The sequence below is a fragment of the Massilia oculi genome (assembly GCF_017582745.1).
GTDB classification, from domain to species: domain Bacteria; phylum Pseudomonadota; class Gammaproteobacteria; order Burkholderiales; family Burkholderiaceae_D; genus Telluria; species Telluria oculi_A.
In genome coordinates, this window is record NZ_JAFVIM010000005.1 from 58,519 (window position 1) to 74,887 (window position 16,369).

A 16,369-nucleotide genomic window follows, 5' to 3' on the forward strand; every position below is an offset into this window, starting at 1 on the left:
GCAAGGCACTTGTCGCGTTTGGGGGATTATTGTCGACAGAATGTCGTGAATGTGTAAGCGTACCGCATCCGCACTGGGGCGGAAGCAGTACGCGACGGACGATGCCGCCGGCCGGTCAGCCGCCCAGGCTCAGGAGCATCAGCTTGCCCTGGCCCTCGCCGAGCTCATTCATCGTCACCAGGATGCGGCCCTGCGGATCCTCGGTGATGGACTTGATCATGACGGTGGCGCCGGCAGGCGGCGTCTTGCCGTGGTTCGGCGTCAGGTTCGAGATGTCGGTCCAGGTTGCGCCGCCATCCTTCGACCAGGCCAGGTAAGCCATCTGGGTGGCCTTGTCGAAGCCGCCGATGACCATCGTGTCGGGCTTGCCCTTGAGCGGCAGGAACGAGGTGATGTAAGGGTAGTTCTTGCTGCCCGAGAGCGGCTGCTGGATCACGAACTTGAAGCTGACGCCATTGTCGTCGCTGCGCAGCAGGCCGCCCTCGACGCCGATGAACACGCGCTTGGTGTCCGCGACCGATTCGATGAACTGGACGTTGCGGTTCTCCAGCGCCGGCAGGTTCAGCGCCAGCTTGGCTTCGCTGGCCAGGGCGCTGCCGTCGGCATTGAGCTGGTAGGCCTCGACGAAGGCCATGTCGAGCGGACACTCGCCGCCGACCAGCACCCGGTCGCCCAGCACATGGAACTTGGTCGGGGTGCACACCATCGAGGCCTTCTGGCCGCGGATCACGGTCCAGGTATTGCCGCCGTTGTTCGAGGTGAACAGGTTCACGCCCGCGCCCGGATTGCTGTACAGGCGCTTGCCGTGCAGCTTGACGTCCTGCATCGACAGGGTTTCACAGAAGCCGCCGGTGCAGACGCGCAGGTCCTGGTCGCGCGGCACGAAGCTGTTACTGCTCGCCATCAGGGTGCAGGTCGAACTCTCGTTCTTCGATTCCGGCAGGTCGGCCCACGGCTGCATCAGCCACATATCGTCGCCCACCATCTTGAGCTTCGGCGCGCGCACGATGAAGTCGCCCTGCTTGCCCATGGCGCAGGCGCCCTGGCTGACCGGGGTCCAGCTCGAGGTGCTGGTGACCGGCAGCGTCGCCTTGAGCACGGCCGAGCCTTCGGTCTTGCTGTTGGACAGCGACAGATAGGCGCTGCCGCCGTAGTAGGCGACGCTCTCCATGCCGCGCGCGGTGCTGGTCAGCAGCGTGATGGTGGCGGCCACCGGCGGCGGCTGGACCACGACCGGCGGCTTGTCGTCGTCGTCGTCCGAACCGCCGCAGCCTGCCAGCAGCAGCGCGCAGCTCATGGCCATGGCGGTGAATTTGATGTGGTGATGCATGCGTGTCCCCTGTCCTGGAAGGTGTATTGACTAACAGGGGAATTCTAGGCAAGCGGGCTACGGCATGTTCCGGATTATTGTCGACGGAATGTCGCGAAAATGTAAGCCGACGATCGGTCAGCGCAGATACGGCACCACGTTGCGCGCCACGCGCGCCGTCTCGGCGTCTTCCAGCGGCAGGCGCAGGAAGGCCTCCCAGCCGTCCGGCGCATCGCTGTCGCCGCGCGGATCCGAACCGTACAGCACCCGGTCCAGGCCGAGCTGGCGCAGGCGCCGCACCAGGCGCCGCGCCTCGTCGGCCGGCAGGTCGGCCTGCACCACCGCCGCGACGTCGAACCAGACCTGGCGCATGCGCGGATCGCCGCGCGCGGCCGCCTCGGCCAGCACGGCCAGCGCCTCGCGCGCCGGAGTGTCGCCGAAGCCGGGACCGTTGCCGGCCAAATGAGAGACCTGCACCGGCACGTCGGGCGCATACGGCAGCACCTGCTCCAGCAGCACGCGCGCCTGCGCGGCGCCATACGGCCGCCCGAGGGCGCGCGAGGCGCGCACGTCCATCACGATCGCCATGCCGCGCGCATTGGCGGCGCGGAAGACCTGGCGCAGGCGCTCGACGTGGCCGGGCTCGTCGAGCTGGACGTCGGAAGCGGCGAAATCGAGCTTGATGCCGCGCCCGAAACCGGGGCTGGTGGCGCAGCGCCCCAGCTCGAGCAGCGCATAGTCCTTGAGCGGGTTGAAGCTGCACAGGGCCACCAGGCGGTCCGGATGGCGTGCGGCCTGGGCCGCGACCCAGTCATTCTCGGCGCGCACGCGGGCGTATTCATGATCGATGGCGCGCGCCGGGAGGCCGTAGGCGTAGGCCGCCGACAGCACCGCCGCGCGCCCGACGCCGGCCGCATCCAGCTGCGCCACCAGCGCGTCGGCGTCGACCGGCGCCAGCGCGATCGACGACGACATCCAGGCCGCGGCGGCAGGGCTGAACAGGTGCTGGTGGTGATCGGCGGTCGGCCGCAGTTGCGCCGGGGCCTCGCCCGCGCAAGCCGGACCCGACGCGGATACGGACACGAACGCGGCCATGGCGGCGCAGAAGATGGCGCCGGTGGTGATGCTCAATCGCCTCATGCGAACCTCATGTCTGGAAACCCGGACCATGTTAACGCAATGTCACCACCCGCTGTCAAGGCTGCGGATTCCATCCGGATGGCATAGAATCATCCGTTTTGCGCCGATCCTTGCCCGGCGCCGTTGTCAAAGGAATCATATGCAGCAGCAGTCGCAGCGCCAGCCGAACCGCGGGGCCACGCTTCCAGTCAGCCAGACCCGCTCCTTCCTCACCGTGGCCCTGATCGAGTTGTGGGAGCGCTTCGGCTACTACGGCATGCAGGCGCTGATCGTCTACTTCATGGTGCAGCGCCTGGGCTTCGACGATACCCGCGCCACCCTCGTGTGGGGCGCCGCGGCGGCCCTGATCTACGTGGCCCCGGCCATCGGCGGCTGGATCGGCGACAAGGTGCTCGGCACCCGCCGCTGCATGATCATCGGCGCCATCATCCTGTCGCTGGGCTACGCCCTGATGGGGATCCCTGTCAGCGGCACCTGGCTCACCTTCGTGGCGCTGGGCGTGATCGTGGTCGGCAACGGCCTGTTCAAGCCCAACACCGCCAACCTCGTGCGCAAGATCTACGAGGGCGACGACGCCAAGATCGACAGCGCCTTCACCATCTACTACATGGCGGTCAACGTCGGCTCCACCGTCTCGATGCTGGCCACGCCGGCGATCAAGGACCATTTCAACGCCAGCTCCGGCGCTGACCTGGGCTGGCACATGGCGTTCGCCGTGTGCAGCGTCGGCCTGTGGGTGGGCCTGCTCACGGTCGGCGTGCTGCGCCGCACCGTGAACCACATCGGCTCGCCGCCGGACGAACTGCCGCTGAACTGGGGCAAGCTGGCGCTGGTACTGGGCGGCGGCGTGCTCACCGTGATCGCATCGACCTTCATCCTCGAATACCAGTGGCTGGCGCGCCTGTTCGTCTACGTCGCCGGCCTGGTGGTGCTGGGCATCTTCATCCACCTGATCCGCACCAGCCAGGCCAGCGAGCGCGCCGGCCTGGTGGCGGCGCTGGTATTGACCTTGCAGACGGTGTTCTTCTTCATCTTCTACCAGCAGATGTCGACCTCGCTGTCGCTGTTCGCCCTGCGCAACGTCGACCTCGATTTCAGCCTGTTCGGCAGCCACCTGTTCACCTGGTCGCCGGCCCAGTTCCAGGCGCTCAACGCGATCTGGATCATGGTCCTCTCCCCGGTGCTGGCCTGGGTCTACACGCGTTCCAGCGGCAGCCGCCTGGACGTGTCGATCGCCGCCAAGTTCGCGCTCGGCTTCGCGGTGGTGGCCGCCGGCTTCTTCACCTACGGCTTCGCCGGCGCCTTCGCCGTGAATGGCCTGACCTCGTCGTGGATCATGATCGCGGGCTACGGCCTGTATTCGCTGGGCGAGTTGCTGGTGAGCGGTCTGGGGCTGGCGATGATCGCGCGCTACGTGCCGGCGCGCATGGGCGGCTTCATGATGGGCGCCTATTTCGTCGCGGTCGGCATCTCGCAATACCTGGGCGGCCTGGTGGCCACCATGGCCAGCGTCCCTGAAGGCATGACGGACCCACTGCAGACGCTGCCGATCTATACCAGCCTGTTCAACAAGCTGGGCCTGGCGGCGATCGCCTGCACCTTGATCGCGCTGGCCGCCCTGCCCTTGATGCGGCGCCTGACCGCTGCGCATCACGCCCACGCATAAGCGCCTATCCAGTAAGATGGCGGGGATTCCCACTCCCTGCCATCCCAGCATGTCTCTCATCATCCCCAACCGCCAGCTCCAGCTCGCCCAGCGCGTGCACGCGATCGAACCATTCCGCGTCATGGAGATGGTCAAGGCCGCCGGCGAACTGAAACGCGCCGGCCACGACGTCATCAGCATGAGCGTCGGCGAGCCCGATTTCACCGCGCCCGACATCGTTGCCGACGCCGCAATGGAAGCGATCCGCGGCGGCGTCACCCAGTACACCGAGTCGCTCGGCCTCCTCGAGCTGCGCCAGGCGATCTCGGGCCACTACGCCGCGACCCAGGGCCTGGACATCGACCCGCGCCGCATCGTGATCACCGCCGGCGCCTCGGCCGGCCTGCTGCTGGCCTGCGCCGCGCTGGTGTCCGAGGGCGACGAGGTCCTGATGCCCGACCCGTCCTACCCGTGCAACCGCCATTTCGTGGCCAGCTTCGGGGGCCAGGCGGTGCTGGTGCCCTCCTCCCACGAAGATCGCTACCAGCTCGGCGCCCACCACGTGGCCGAACGCTGGAGCGAGCGCACGCGCGGCGTGCTGGTGGCCTCGCCGTCGAATCCGACCGGCACCTCCATGACGCCGGACCAGCTGCGCGAGATGCTGGCGGCGGTGCGCGCGCGCGGCGGCTTCGCCATCGTCGACGAGATCTACCAGGGCCTGTCCTACGACCACCAGCCCGTGAGCGCGCTGGCGCTCGATCCCGACGCGATCACGGTGAACAGCTTCTCCAAGTATTTCAATATGACCGGGTGGCGCCTGGGCTGGCTGGTGGTGCCCGACAGCCTGGTGCCGACCTTCGAGAAGCTGGCCCAGAACCTGTTCATCTGCGCGCCGACCGTGGCCCAGCATGCGGCCCTGGCCTGCTTCCAGCCCGAGGCGCTGGCGATCTTCGAGGAGCGCCGGCGCGAATTCCAGCGCCGCCGCGACTACCTGGTGCCGGCGCTGCGCGAGCTCGGCTTCGGGGTGCCGGTGATGCCGGACGGCGCCTTCTATGTGTACGCCGACATCGACCGCGTGGCGCACCCGCTGCGTGACGACAGTGCGGCGTTCAGCATGGCGGTGCTGCGGGACGCCCATGTGGCGATCGTGCCGGGCGACGATTTCGGGGTGGCGGCGCCGCAGCGCCATGTGAGGTTTTCGTATGCGACGAAGTACGAGCGGATCGAGGAAGCGGTGGCGCGGCTGCGGCGCTTGTTTGCCTGAATGACCGTGGTCCCTACGGCGCCACGCCCGCCAGCAGCTCGATCAGCACGGCGGGCGCCACCGGCTTGACCAGGTAGCGGTCGAAGCCGGCGGCCAGTGCGCGCTCGCGGTCTTGCGGCTGGCCATAGCCCGACAGGGCGATCGTCAGGGGGCGGGCCGCGCCCGCCTCCGCGGCGCGCAGGCGCGCCATCAGTTCCAGGCCGTCCAGGCCCGGCAGGCCGATGTCGCACACGATCGCGTCGAACCGGCCTTCCAGCGCCAGTGCCAGCCCGGTGTTGCCGTCGCCCGCGATCTCGACCTGGTGGCCCTCGACTTCGAGCAGCATGCGCAGCACGTCGGACGCGTCGGCATTGTCTTCCACGATCAGGATCCGGCGCGCGCTGCCGGCAACCGGCGCGGCGCCGTCGGCGACGCCGCTGGGCGCCGCGGCGCTCGACAGCGGCAGCGACACCGTGAAGGTGCTGCCTTGGCCCAGTCCCGGGCTGGCGGCGCCGACGCTGCCGCCATGCATGGTGACCAGGTTGCGCACCACGTTCAGCCCGACCCCGAGCCCGCCCTCCGAGCGCGCCAGGGTGCGCGGCCCCTGGGTGAACAGGTCGAAGGCGCGGCCGATGGTCTCGATGGACATGCCGGAACCGTTGTCGTCGATGGTCACCGTCACGCCGCCCTCGGCGCGGACCCGGGCCGCGACCGCGATCCGGCCGCCATCCTGGGTGTATTTGGAGGCGTTGTTGAGCAGGTTGGTGAACACCTGGGTCAGGCGCACCCGGTCCCCCTCGACCACCAGGGCATCGGAGACCGAGGCGATCGCCAGCTCCTGGCCGCGCTCGCGCACGCGCGGCATGACGGTTTCCGCCGCATGCTCGATCAGCTCGGCCAGCCGCAGCGGCTCGATCGCGAGCGTGATCTTGCCGCTGCTCAGGCGAGCGGCATCGAGCAGGTCGTCCAGCAGGCGCGCCATATGGCCTACCTGGCGCTGGATCACGCCGGTCAGGCGCTCCAGGGTGGCCGTGTTCACCGGCGAACGTTCGAGCAGGCTCGCCGACACATTGATCGGTACCAGGGGGTTGCGCAGCTCGTGCGCCAGCATGGCGAGGAATTCGTTCTGGCGGCGGTTGGTTTCCTCGGCGTCGTCGCGCGAGGTCTGGGCATCGACCGCGGCCAGCACCAGGTGCTCGTTCGCTTCGCGCAGGCTTGCGGTCAGCGCGAGGCTGGCCGCGAGCTCGCCGCGCAGCTGCGCGGCCTCGAGTTCCAGGGCCGCCAGGCGGATCGCCAGGGTGCCGTCGTCGTTGCCTGGTGTCGCCGCCATGAGATTCATTCAGGGTGTCCCGCGCGAGATGGGCAGGCCGTGCAGCACGCCTTCGTATTCGGTGGCGACCGGCGCGATATGGATGCCGTCGTCGCCGATGTTGAATTCGCGCAGGTCGGTGCTGTGGGCGCTGCCGCGCACCTTGACCACCGAGATGAAGCGCCGGATCTGGCCGCCGCTCTCGCCGAAACGCATCAGCACGATGGCATCGGTGAGATAGGCGACGTCGGCCTGGCCGAACCTGAGCTGGGTGAAGTCATCATCCACGCCCATCGTCACCAGCACGCTGACGCCGCGCTTGGCCAGCGAGGACAGCATCTGGAACACGGTCGAGCGCAGCTGGTTGCGGCCTTCCGGCGCCAGGTAGAGCGCCAGCTCGGACAGCGAATCGACCACCACCCGGCGCGCGCCGGTGCGGTCGATCGCCTCGTTCATCTCGTCGAGCAGCTCGTCGATCGTCAGGTCGATCTTGCGGCTCTCGACCATCTGCACGTCGCCGTTGGCCACCAGCGCGGCCAGCTCGGCGTTGCGCAGGCGCGAGGCGCCTTTCTCGAACGAGACCGCCACGCCCTTCTCGCCCAGGCGCGCGCCCGCCTGCAGGAAGCGGGTTCCGAGGATGGTCTTGCCGCAGCCGCTGGGACCGGACACCAGCAGCGAGTGCCCCTGCGGCAGGCCGCCATGCAGCATGGCGTCGAGATCGGGCGTGCCGGTCGGGATGCGCGCCGCATCGCGGTCGACGCGTGCGCCCTGGTGATGATCGGCCGCCAGCGGCGGCAGGATGCGCGGATAGACCCGGATGCCGTCGTCGGTGATGCGGAAGGTGTGCGAGCCGCCCAGGTGGGCCTGGCCGCGCATCTTCACCACCCGCATCTTGCGCACCACCGAGTTATCCTCGTGCACCGGGGTCAGCGAAATCATGCCGTCGGCGACCGTCATGATCGGACTGGCCTCGGCGTCGCCATGCAGGTATTCGCCGATCAGGAAGGTGGTGGCCTGCCAGCTCGTCATGCGGGTGCCGAGATCCTGGATGAAGTGCTGCAGGTCGGCCACGCCCTCGTTGCCGGCGCGCGCCGTCTGCGCGACCGAGCGGAACGAGTCGACGAACACCAGGCTCGGCGAGAAGTCCTCGACCTCTTTCATCAGGCGCGCCAGCACGCCGCTGAAATCGCCCGCGCGCAGGTCTTCGGCCAGGTTGACGTAGCGGACGCAGTTGCCGACCATGTCCATGTCGAAGAAACTGTACTGCTGCTGGTAGCGCAGCATCTTGAGGGGCGGCTCGCCAAGCACGGTGAAGAACAGGGCGCGGCGCTCGTTGCTTGCCAGCGAAAACATGATCTGGTGGGCGAGCGTGGTCTTGCCCGATCCGGGCGGCCCGGCGATCAGGTTGAAGGAAAATTCGCTCAGCCCTCCCCCCAGGAGAACATCGAGCCCTTGCACGCCAGTGCTCAGCTTTCCAAGGGATACTTTATCGCTCATTACTTGTGCTCCTGTGCATTCTTCTCTTCCCCGTCACGCGCCGCGGCATCGAGCAAGCGCCGCGCGAGCGCCTGGCCGATCAGCGACGCCAGCAGCTCGGTAAACGTCTGGAGCAGTGCCGCGTGCGCGGCTTTTGCGTGGTCGGGTGCCACGCTGGCGAGCAGCTCGTCCAGCGCGGTGATTTGGGAGTCGCGGGTCTTGCATGGCGGCGTATCGGCCAACCATTTGAATTCGGGCCCGGCCAGGCGGCATGCGCGTCCATACAGCGCGCAAAAGCCGCTGTCACCGATGAGCGGACCCAACTGATCCGCCAGGCGCCGCCAGGATTGGATGAGCTGGATATGCTCTTCAGAACGTCCGGGGCCGCCCTTACTCGTCATCATGTCTAGGTTGAATAGCAACTGCTGCCGTTATTTTCATGAAAGGTCCATGCACACGCTCGCGCGGAAACGTCGTGCGCTCGCCCGGCGATAGGTTAACGAACATTATATCTTGGCTTCCTTCCATTCCCCGGATATCCGGCGATTAAAGTTGCAGCGCACCATGCTGCAGTATAAGTATTTACGATACAAAACATGCGGTAGGCATGTGCCTGTTTCCCCGCTAAGATGTGTATCGCCGAGCAATAATGCTCTTTATCAAGCAGGGGATCAATGAAAATAAGCAAGCTGGGCGCCGCCGTCTCCACGGCCGCCGTCGTGATGGGTATGGCGTTCGCGCCGACGGCCATGGCCGCAACGAGCGCACCTGCGGCGCACGCGGCTGCCACCGCAGCCGATGCGCGATTCAAGGACATCTACACCAAGGAATGGAAGTGGCGCATCGCCGAGCGCCTGGCGCGCGACGAAAACGCGCCCAACGCGAATCCGGGCTATGCGAGGGTCGACGCCGCCGCTCAGGAAGCGCGCCGCGTCTACTGGGCCGGCATCCTCAAGGAACTCGATGCGATCGCACCGAGCGCGCTTTCGCCCGCCGAACGCATCAACTTCGCCGTCTACCGCGCCCAGATCGCCGCCCTGCATGACGCCCAGCGCTTCCGCGAATACGAGCAGCCGGTCAACGCCGATACCGCGTTCTGGTCGGACGTCGCCTACGCCGCGCGCCGCCCCCTGAAGAGCGCCGACGAGTACCGCAAGTACCTGGCAATGCTCGAAGGCCTGCCAGCCTATTTCGACCAGGAGCTGGACAATATGCGCGCCGGCCTGGCGCGCGGCTTCACCCCGCCCAAGGTCACCCTGGCCGGCCGCGAGGGCACCTTGAGCTCGGTGGCCGGGGCAAAAACGCCGCAGGACGTCGTGTTCTACAACCCGTTCAGGCAGATGCCGGCCGCGATGCCGGCCGCCGAGCAGGAAGCGCTGCGCGCACAGGCGGTGGCCCTCATCCAGGACAAGATACAGCCGGCCTACGCCAAGGCGCTGGCCTACTTCCGCGACGAGTACGTGCCGAAGGCGCGCACCACGCTGGCGGCCCAGGACATGCCGGGCGGGAAGGCGTACTACCAGTCGAAGATCGTGGAGTTCACGACCACCGACCTGACGGCCGACCAGATCCACGCGATCGGCCTGGCCGAGATGGCGAAGATCCGCGCCGAGATGCACGACGTCATGAAGCAGGTGGGCTTCAAGGGCGACCTGCAGGCCTTCCTGCATTTCCTGCGCACCGATCCGCAGTTCTATGCGAAGACGCCGCAAGAGCTGCTCAAGAGCGCGGCCTGGACATCCAAGAAATTCGACGCCAAGGCCGACCAGTTCTTCGGCCACCTGCCGCGCCGCCGTTTCGCGATCGTGCCGGTGCCGGACGACCAGGCGCCGTTCTGGACCGCGGGCCGCGGCGGCCCGGGCACCTATTGGGTGAACACGTACAACCTGCCGGCGCGGCCCCTGTACAGCCTGCCGGCCCTGACCCTGCACGAATCCGCGCCGGGTCACGCCTTCCAGATCCCGCTGGCGCAGGAACAGAAAGGCGTGCCGCCATTCCGCCGCGCCTATATCTCGGCCTACGGCGAAGGCTGGGCGCTGTACACCGAGCGGCTGGGCACCGAGATGGATATCTACGAGACCCCGTACGAGGTCTTCGGCATGCTCAGCTACCAGGCCTGGCGCGCCTCGCGCCTGGTGGTCGACACGGGCGTGCACGCCAAGGGCTGGACCCGCGAGCAGGCGCAGGACTACCTGCTGCAGAACACCGCGCTGTCGAAGCACGAGGTGGAGACCGAAGTCGACCGCTACATCTCGTGGCCGGGCCAGGCGCTGTCCTACTACCTGGGCCAGATGGCGATCCAGGAAGCGCGCGCCCGCGCCGAGAAGGCGCTCGGGTCGAAGTTCGACATCCGCAACTTCCACGACACCGTGCTGCACGTGGGTTCGGTGCCGCTGCCGGTGCTGCAGCAGCGGATCGACCAGTTCATCGCGGATGGCGGACCGAGTCCGTATCCGAAGGAAGGCTGATCATCGGCAAAGGGGCCGCATCGCGCGGCCCCTTTTTTATTTGTCGAACAGCTTGAACTTCAGCTGGAACGAAATCCCGCCATACAGCCGGTCCTTGTAGTTCGGGATGATCCCGACATTCACGCCAACCCGCTTGTATTCGTAGGTCAGGGTCGGGATCGCGCCCGGGAACCAGCCGCCGTCGCGGGTCTTCGGATAGCCGTCGAACGCGGCCAGCGCCAGGCCCACGCGCACCGGGCCGACCGCATACGGCTGCCAGATCACGCCCGCGTAATTCGACCAGGCGCGGTCGCTGTTGTAGAAGCGGCCGGCAGTCGCCGTCATCGTGCCCTTGAAGCGGTATTCGAAGGCCAGGCCCTTGTTGTTGTCGTTCAGATCCTTGTCGCCGTCGAAGTGGGCGGTGTAGAAGCCGGTGTCGATCCACAGTTCGCTGGTGGGCGACGGATCGATCTTCGTGAAGAAGTCAGCGGCGCTTGCCGCGGGCGCGGCAAGACAGGCGGCGCCCAGCAGCGCCAGGGAACATAAAGCACGGCTCAATCGTCGGCTCCGGGATCAAGGTGGGGGAACATCACTTCGCTGAAGCCGAAGCGGGAAAAGTCGCGGATTCGCATCGGATACAAGATGCCCAGCAGGTGATCCACTTCGTGCTGCACCACGCGCGCATGGAAGCCTTCGGCGTCAACCACGATGCGCTTGCCGAACTGGTCGAAGCCTTCGTAATGCAGGCGCGTATGACGCGGCACGCTGCCGCGCAGGCCGGGTACCGACAGGCAGCCTTCGAAGCCCTCTTCCATCTCGTCCGACAGGGGCGTGAGCACGGGATTGATCAAGACCGTCTCGGGCACCGGCGGCGCATCGGGATAGCGCTGGTTGCTGCCGAAGCCGAAGATCACCAGTTGCAGGTCGACGCCGATCTGCGGCGCGGCCAGGCCGGCGCCGTTGGCAGCATGCATGGTCTCGAACATGTCGGCGATCAGCGCATGCAGCTCGGGCGTATCGAATTGCGTCACCGGCTGCGCGACCCGCAGCAGGCGCGGATCGCCCATTTTCAGGATCTCGCGCACCGTCATGCCAGGCCTCGTCCTTCAAGCAGGCCGGCCAGCGAAGCGCGGAAGCCCTCGGCCGTTTCCGGGTGCTTCAGGCCGATCGCGGCGGTGGCCTGCAGATAACCCAGCTTGGAGCCGCAATCGTAACGCTGGCCGGCATAGCGGTAGGCCAGCACGCGTTCGTCCCGCATCAGGGCCGCGATGCCGTCGGTGAGCTGGATCTCGCCGCCGGCGCCCTTGCCGATGTTTTCCAGGTAGCCGAAAATCGACGGCGACAGCACGTAGCGGCCGACCACGGCCAGGGTCGATGGCGCGTCCGCAGGCTGCGGCTTCTCGACGATGCCCGACACCAGCTCCAGGTCCTGGCGGTAGGCCGAGGCGCTGACGATGCCGTACTGGCGGGTGTGCTCGCGCGGCACGTCCTGCACCGCCAGGATGCTGCTGCGCTCATAGCCGTAGACGTCGGCCATCTGGGCCAGCACCGGTTTCTGGCCGTCGGCGGTGTCCATGAAATCGTCCGCCAGCAGCACGGCGAAGGGCTCGTTGCCCACCACCGGACGCGCGCACAGCACCGCGTGGCCCAGGCCCAGGGGCGACGACTGGCGGATGTAGATGCAGTTGACGTTCCTCGGGATCACGCCGCGCACGGTCTCGAGCAGGGCCTGCTTGCCGGCCGCCTCGAGCTCGGATTCGAGCTCGTAGGCCTTGTCGAAATGGTCTTCGATGGCGCGCTTGTTGCGGCCCGTGATGAAGATCAGTTCAGTGACGCCGGCGGCGACCGCCTCTTCGACCGCGTACTGGATCAGCGGCTTGTCGACGATGGGCAGCATCTCTTTGGGCTGCGCCTTGGTCGCCGGCAGGAAGCGGCTGCCCAGGCCGGCGACGGGGAATACGGCTTTGCGAATCAGGTTCATCGTGGTCCAGTTCGGTTATTGTCCGAGGAGCGCCAGCAGCGCCGCCTCGTCCAGGATGGTGATGCCCAGCTCCTCGGCCTTGGCCAGCTTGCTGCCGGCTTCCGCGCCGGCCACCACGTAGGAAGTCTTCTTCGACACCGAGCCCGACACCTTGCCGCCGGCCTGCTCGATCAGCGCGCCGGCCGCGTCGCGGCTCATGGTCGGCAAGGTGCCGGTCAGGACGAAGGTCTTGCCGGCCAGCGGGCCCTCGGGCGCGGCCGCCGCCGAGACCTCGGGCAGGGATTCCAGCAGCGAGCGGCGCAGCGCCGCCAGCGCCTGCAGCCGCTCACGGTTCTCGCGCACCGCCATCCATTCCTCGAGCGCCGCCGCGACCGTCGCCGGCAGGCCGAAGATGCCGAAGTCGGTGCGCACGCCGATGTCTTCCAGCGTCTGGCCGGCGCCCACCACCTGGCGCGCGCGCGGCTCGGTCAGTTTCGGGATGTCGAGCGCGGCCAGCAGCTTGATCTCGTCGAGCTTTTCGCGCAGCTGCGCCTTCGGCGGATGCTCGCCCTTCGGCCCCACGCCCGCGTCCAGCAAGGCATTCAGGGCGATCTGGTTCTTTTCTTCGGCGAAGAATTCGGCGATCGACTCGGCCACCGTGCCGCCGATATCGGGCAGCACGCGCAGCAGCGCGGCCGGCGCGCGTCGTACCAGGTTCAGGCTGCCGAGCCAGTCGGCCAGCGTCTTGGCGGTCGACTCGCCCACGTGGCGGATACCGAGCGCGAACAGCAGGCGTTCGAGCGGCGGCTGCCTGCTGGCGGCGATCGCGGCCAGCAGGTTGTCGGCCCACTTCGTGGCGACCTTGCCCTGCTTGACCGTCTCGGGCGTGGTACCGTCGCGTTCGTCGGCCAGGCGCTTCATCTTGAGCAGGTCATCGAGCGTGAGCTTGTACAGGTCGGCCACACCCTTGACCAGGTTCGCCTCGACCAGGCTGTCGATATAGCGGTCGCCCAGGCCTTCGATGTCCATCATGCGCCGGCCCGCGAAGTGGCGGATCGCTTCCTTGCGCTGTGCCGCGCAGGTCAGGCCGCCGGAGCAGCGCGCGATCGCCTCATCGGCCTCGCGCACCACGTGCGAACCGCATACCGGGCATTGCTTCGGCAATGCATAGACCGCCGGTTCCGAGCTCGGGCGACGTTCCAGCACCACCGACAGCACCTCGGGGATGACGTCGCCGGCGCGGCGCACGATCACGGTGTCGCCCACGCGCACGTCCTTGCGCCGCACTTCGTCTTCGTTGTGCAGGGTGGCGTTGGTGACGGTGACGCCGCCGACCGAGACCGGCACCAGGCGCGCCACCGGCGTGATGGCGCCGGTGCGGCCGACCTGCACCTCGATCGCCTGGACCGTGGTCAATGCTTCCTCGGCCGGGAATTTATGGGCGAGCGCGAAGCGCGGCGCGCGCGAGACGAAACCCAGCGCGCGCTGGTCCTGGATGCGGTCGACTTTATAGACCACGCCGTCGATCTCGTAGGGCAGCGACTTGCGGCGTTCGCCGATGTCGCGGTAGAACTCGAGCAGGCCGTCCTGGCCGGTGACCACCTTGCGCTCTTTCGCGACCGGCAGGCCCAGGGCATCGAGCCAGTCGAGCGTGCCGGAATGCGTTTCCGGGAGCTCGGCGCCTTCGAGCTGGCCAACGCCATAGGCGAAGAAGCGCAGCTTGCGCTGGCGCGTAATGCGCGAGTCGAGCTGGCGCAGGCTGCCGGCGGCGGCGTTGCGCGGATTGGCGAATTCCTTCTGGCCGGCGGCGCGCTGGCGCTCGTTGAGCGCCTCGAAGTCGCGCTTGAACATCAGGACTTCGCCGCGCACCTCGAGCACCGCCGGCACGTCGCTTCCGTGCAGGCGCAGCGGAATCACGTTCACGGTGCGGATATTGGCGGTGACGTCTTCGCCCGTATACCCATCGCCGCGGGTCGCGGCCTGCGCCAGGCGGCCATTCTCGTAGCGCAGGCTGATCGCCAGGCCGTCGAACTTGAGTTCGGCGTTGTAGGTCACCTGCCGCGTTTCGAGGCCCTCGCGCACGCGGCGGTCGAAGTTCTCGATATCGTCATCGGTGAAGCCGTTGTTCAGCGACAGCATCGGCACGGCGTGCGTCACCTGGCTGAATTCGGGAATCGGGGCGTCGCCGACGCGCTGGGTCGGCGAGTCGGGATCGACCGCCTCGGGGTGCTTCGTTTCCAGCGCCAGCAGCTCGTGGTACAGCTTGTCGTACTCGGCATCGGGAATCGTCGGCGCGTCCAGCACATGGTAGTTGTAGCTGGCGCGGTTCAGTTCCGCGACCAGCCATCGCATTTGTTCAATGCTGCGTTGGCGGTCATTCTGTTGCTCTTGCTCGGTCACCGGACTTCCTCAGCTGAACAGGCGCAGCGCGCGGGTCGAGCCGGCCGGAATGTCGGCCGCGTCCATCTCCTGGTAGAACTCGCCCACCTGGCCCTTGATCTCGTCCAGCGCCTCATCCACCAGCGGCTGGTCGAAATCGTCGACGATGGTCGCGTCCAGGCGCTGCGTCAGGCCGCGCGCCGTCTCGACCATGCGGCCGAAGCCGTCGCGCGCCGGGGCCACGCACGGCACGTCCAGCAGCAGGGTCAGGCGCGAGGTGGTGTCGGCGCCCAGGGTGACGTTGGTCGACAGAGTGAACAGCACGCCGCCGCCCGAGCTTTCCTTGTCGGGCATCGCAAAGCGGCCGTCCGGACGCACGTCGAAGCCCGCGTTCTCGAGGGCGCCGATCAGCGTCGACATCGCCCACGGCGCGCCATTCGCGGCCAGGTTCACGCCCAGCTGGGCATCGTGACCGGCCACGAAGCGATGCAGGATGCGCGCCTCGGCCATCACCTCGATCATGTCCGGCACTTCCGGCTCGGCCCCGATCTCGTCGGCTACCGCGCGCAGGCGGGTGACCAGCTCGGAGTATTCGAGTTCGTTCAGCGCCGTGGTGCGGGTCGCCATCTGCACGCCCGCCTGCAGCTTGGTGTACACGCCGCCATGCACGATCGGCTCCCAGTCGCCGCTGACGGCGAAGCCGATGTAGTGGATTGGCTTGTTGCCGACGCGGCGCAGCGTTTGCAGGGTCGGCAGGATCTTGTCGCCGCGGACAGGCGTTTCGAGCGAAAGGGGAATCAGGCAGTCGATCAACGGATCGACCAGGCATTCGGCCAGCTCGGCCGGCGGCATGCCGGGACGGGTACCCGGCAGCGAGGCCGCCACCGCATCCTGGGCGGCGCTGGCGCCGGCGGCGCGGTAGGTGGTGGCGGGGGCGCTGGCGGTCGGCGTGACCGGCGCCGCCGGAGTCGGAGCCGAAGCCGGTGCGGCTGGCGCCGGCGTCGGCGCCGGCGTGTCCAGCTGCGGCTCGGGCTTGACGTCGCTGGGCACGAAGGCGTCGGCGTCGAGCACGGGTTCCTTGGCGATTACCGGCGCCTTCTCTTCGAGGTCGGCCTCGAACACCGGCTCGTGACGGTCCACGGCCGGGGCCTGCTCGCCGTCGCGCATCAGGACGTCGTCGTGGTCGGAGGCGAAGGCGCGTTCGACGCTCTTCCTGGCCTTGTATTCCTGCCACTTGTTATAGGTGATGACGCCGACGACGAAGACGCCGCCGGCTGCGATCAGGCTCATTTGGAAATCAGTCATGCTGCTTGTGCCTCAATAGCGAAATTCGCGCCGGACGCCGGGTCCTGTTGTCGTGCGCGAAGGTTGATTCGATCGAAATGCCATCCGTGCGGGCGCTCCCCACGAAAACTCGTGCCATCATACCAACTCCCCCGCGCGGACGCCATGGATAGCCGG

Annotated in this window: 13 protein-coding genes; 3 read left to right on the top strand and 10 right to left on the bottom strand. The window is 67.6% G+C overall.

Annotation, left to right across the window (positions count from 1 at the left end; genetic code table 11):
- Nucleotides 1-115: 115 nt before the first annotated feature.
- Both J3U95_RS07630 and J3U95_RS07635 read right to left on the bottom strand, forming a co-directional pair.
- The gene (locus J3U95_RS07630) at nt 116-1,330 is read right to left on the bottom strand and encodes a beta propeller repeat protein (RefSeq protein WP_229519698.1); all 1,215 of its coding nucleotides are present in this window, start codon (nt 1,328-1,330) and stop codon (nt 116-118) included.
- Between the two features lie 117 nt (nt 1,331-1,447).
- A complete protein-coding gene (locus J3U95_RS07635) occupies nt 1,448-2,449 on the bottom strand; it encodes an amidohydrolase family protein (protein ID WP_208278014.1) in 1,002 nt (333 codons plus the stop codon).
- 139 nt (nt 2,450-2,588) lie between these two features.
- On the opposite strand from J3U95_RS07635, the gene J3U95_RS07640 reads away from it, so the two are divergent.
- Nucleotides 2,589-4,115, top strand: a complete 1,527-nt coding sequence (locus J3U95_RS07640; RefSeq protein ID WP_208278015.1) for a peptide MFS transporter — start codon at nt 2,589-2,591, stop codon at nt 4,113-4,115.
- 49 nt (nt 4,116-4,164) lie between these two features.
- Entirely contained in the window at nt 4,165-5,358 is a 1,194-nt protein-coding gene (locus J3U95_RS07645; RefSeq protein WP_208278016.1) for a pyridoxal phosphate-dependent aminotransferase, read from the top strand.
- 13 nt (nt 5,359-5,371) lie between these two features.
- Here the strand turns inward: J3U95_RS07645 and J3U95_RS07650 are convergent, their stop codons facing one another.
- The 3 genes from J3U95_RS07650 to J3U95_RS07660 are packed head-to-tail and all read right to left on the bottom strand — an operon-like array spanning nt 5,372 to nt 8,526.
- Complete coding sequence (locus J3U95_RS07650) at nt 5,372-6,676, bottom strand: hybrid sensor histidine kinase/response regulator (protein ID WP_208278017.1); 1,305 nt, start codon at nt 6,674-6,676, stop codon at nt 5,372-5,374.
- Nucleotides 6,677-8,143: an ATPase domain-containing protein gene (locus J3U95_RS07655; RefSeq protein WP_208278018.1), complete on the bottom strand. Its 1,467-nt coding sequence runs from the start codon at nt 8,141-8,143 to the stop codon at nt 6,677-6,679.
- Nucleotides 8,143-8,526: a hypothetical protein gene (locus tag J3U95_RS07660; RefSeq protein ID WP_208278019.1), complete on the bottom strand. Its 384-nt coding sequence runs from the start codon at nt 8,524-8,526 to the stop codon at nt 8,143-8,145. The genes J3U95_RS07655 and J3U95_RS07660 overlap by 1 nt, the downstream gene beginning before the upstream one ends.
- 270 nt (nt 8,527-8,796) lie before the next feature.
- Between J3U95_RS07660 and J3U95_RS07665 the strand changes: the two genes are divergently transcribed.
- Nucleotides 8,797-10,590: a DUF885 domain-containing protein gene (locus tag J3U95_RS07665; protein WP_208278020.1), complete on the top strand. Its 1,794-nt coding sequence runs from the start codon at nt 8,797-8,799 to the stop codon at nt 10,588-10,590.
- Between the two features lie 36 nt (nt 10,591-10,626).
- Here J3U95_RS07665 and J3U95_RS07670 read toward each other — a convergent pair whose 3' ends face one another.
- From J3U95_RS07670 to J3U95_RS07690, 5 genes are read right to left on the bottom strand one after another with little or no spacing between them, the layout of a single operon-like run.
- Nucleotides 10,627-11,127: a hypothetical protein gene (locus J3U95_RS07670; protein ID WP_208278021.1), complete on the bottom strand. Its 501-nt coding sequence runs from the start codon at nt 11,125-11,127 to the stop codon at nt 10,627-10,629.
- On the bottom strand, nt 11,124-11,660 hold the full coding sequence (def, locus tag J3U95_RS07675; RefSeq protein ID WP_208278022.1) for a peptide deformylase: 537 nt from the start codon (nt 11,658-11,660) through the stop codon (nt 11,124-11,126). Before def ends, J3U95_RS07670 begins: the two co-directional genes overlap by 4 nt.
- Nucleotides 11,657-12,550, bottom strand: coding sequence for a UTP--glucose-1-phosphate uridylyltransferase GalU (gene galU, locus J3U95_RS07680; RefSeq protein ID WP_208278023.1), 894 nt, complete (start codon nt 12,548-12,550; stop codon nt 11,657-11,659). The genes def and galU overlap by 4 nt, the downstream gene beginning before the upstream one ends.
- A 15-nt stretch (nt 12,551-12,565) precedes the next feature.
- Nucleotides 12,566-14,881 (bottom strand): NAD-dependent DNA ligase LigA, encoded by a 2,316-nt coding sequence (ligA, locus tag J3U95_RS07685; RefSeq protein ID WP_208278024.1) that lies wholly within the window; start codon nt 14,879-14,881, stop codon nt 12,566-12,568.
- Nucleotides 14,882-14,938: 57 nt separating this feature from the next.
- Nucleotides 14,939-16,213 carry a cell division protein ZipA C-terminal FtsZ-binding domain-containing protein gene (locus J3U95_RS07690; protein WP_208278025.1) on the bottom strand — a complete coding sequence of 425 codons (1,275 nt, stop codon included), beginning with the start codon at nt 16,211-16,213 and terminating at the stop codon, nt 14,939-14,941.
- Between the last annotated feature and the right edge of the window lie 156 nt (nt 16,214-16,369).

Coding starts and splice junctions, on each gene's coding strand:
- J3U95_RS07630 (WP_229519698.1), bottom strand. CDS start 1,330: ATGCATCACCACATCAAATTCACCGCCATGGCCATGAGCTGCGCGCTG.
- J3U95_RS07635 (WP_208278014.1), bottom strand. CDS start 2,449: ATGAGGCGATTGAGCATCACCACCGGCGCCATCTTCTGCGCCGCCATG.
- J3U95_RS07640 (WP_208278015.1), top strand. CDS start 2,589: ATGCAGCAGCAGTCGCAGCGCCAGCCGAACCGCGGGGCCACGCTTCCA.
- J3U95_RS07645 (WP_208278016.1), top strand. CDS start 4,165: ATGTCTCTCATCATCCCCAACCGCCAGCTCCAGCTCGCCCAGCGCGTG.
- J3U95_RS07650 (WP_208278017.1), bottom strand. CDS start 6,676: ATGAATCTCATGGCGGCGACACCAGGCAACGACGACGGCACCCTGGCG.
- J3U95_RS07655 (WP_208278018.1), bottom strand. CDS start 8,143: ATGAGCGATAAAGTATCCCTTGGAAAGCTGAGCACTGGCGTGCAAGGG.
- J3U95_RS07660 (WP_208278019.1), bottom strand. CDS start 8,526: ATGATGACGAGTAAGGGCGGCCCCGGACGTTCTGAAGAGCATATCCAG.
- J3U95_RS07665 (WP_208278020.1), top strand. CDS start 8,797: ATGAAAATAAGCAAGCTGGGCGCCGCCGTCTCCACGGCCGCCGTCGTG.
- def (WP_208278022.1), bottom strand. CDS start 11,660: ATGACGGTGCGCGAGATCCTGAAAATGGGCGATCCGCGCCTGCTGCGG.
- galU (WP_208278023.1), bottom strand. CDS start 12,550: ATGAACCTGATTCGCAAAGCCGTATTCCCCGTCGCCGGCCTGGGCAGC.
- ligA (WP_208278024.1), bottom strand. CDS start 14,881: ATGCGATGGCTGGTCGCGGAACTGAACCGCGCCAGCTACAACTACCAT.
- J3U95_RS07690 (WP_208278025.1), bottom strand. CDS start 16,213: ATGACTGATTTCCAAATGAGCCTGATCGCAGCCGGCGGCGTCTTCGTC.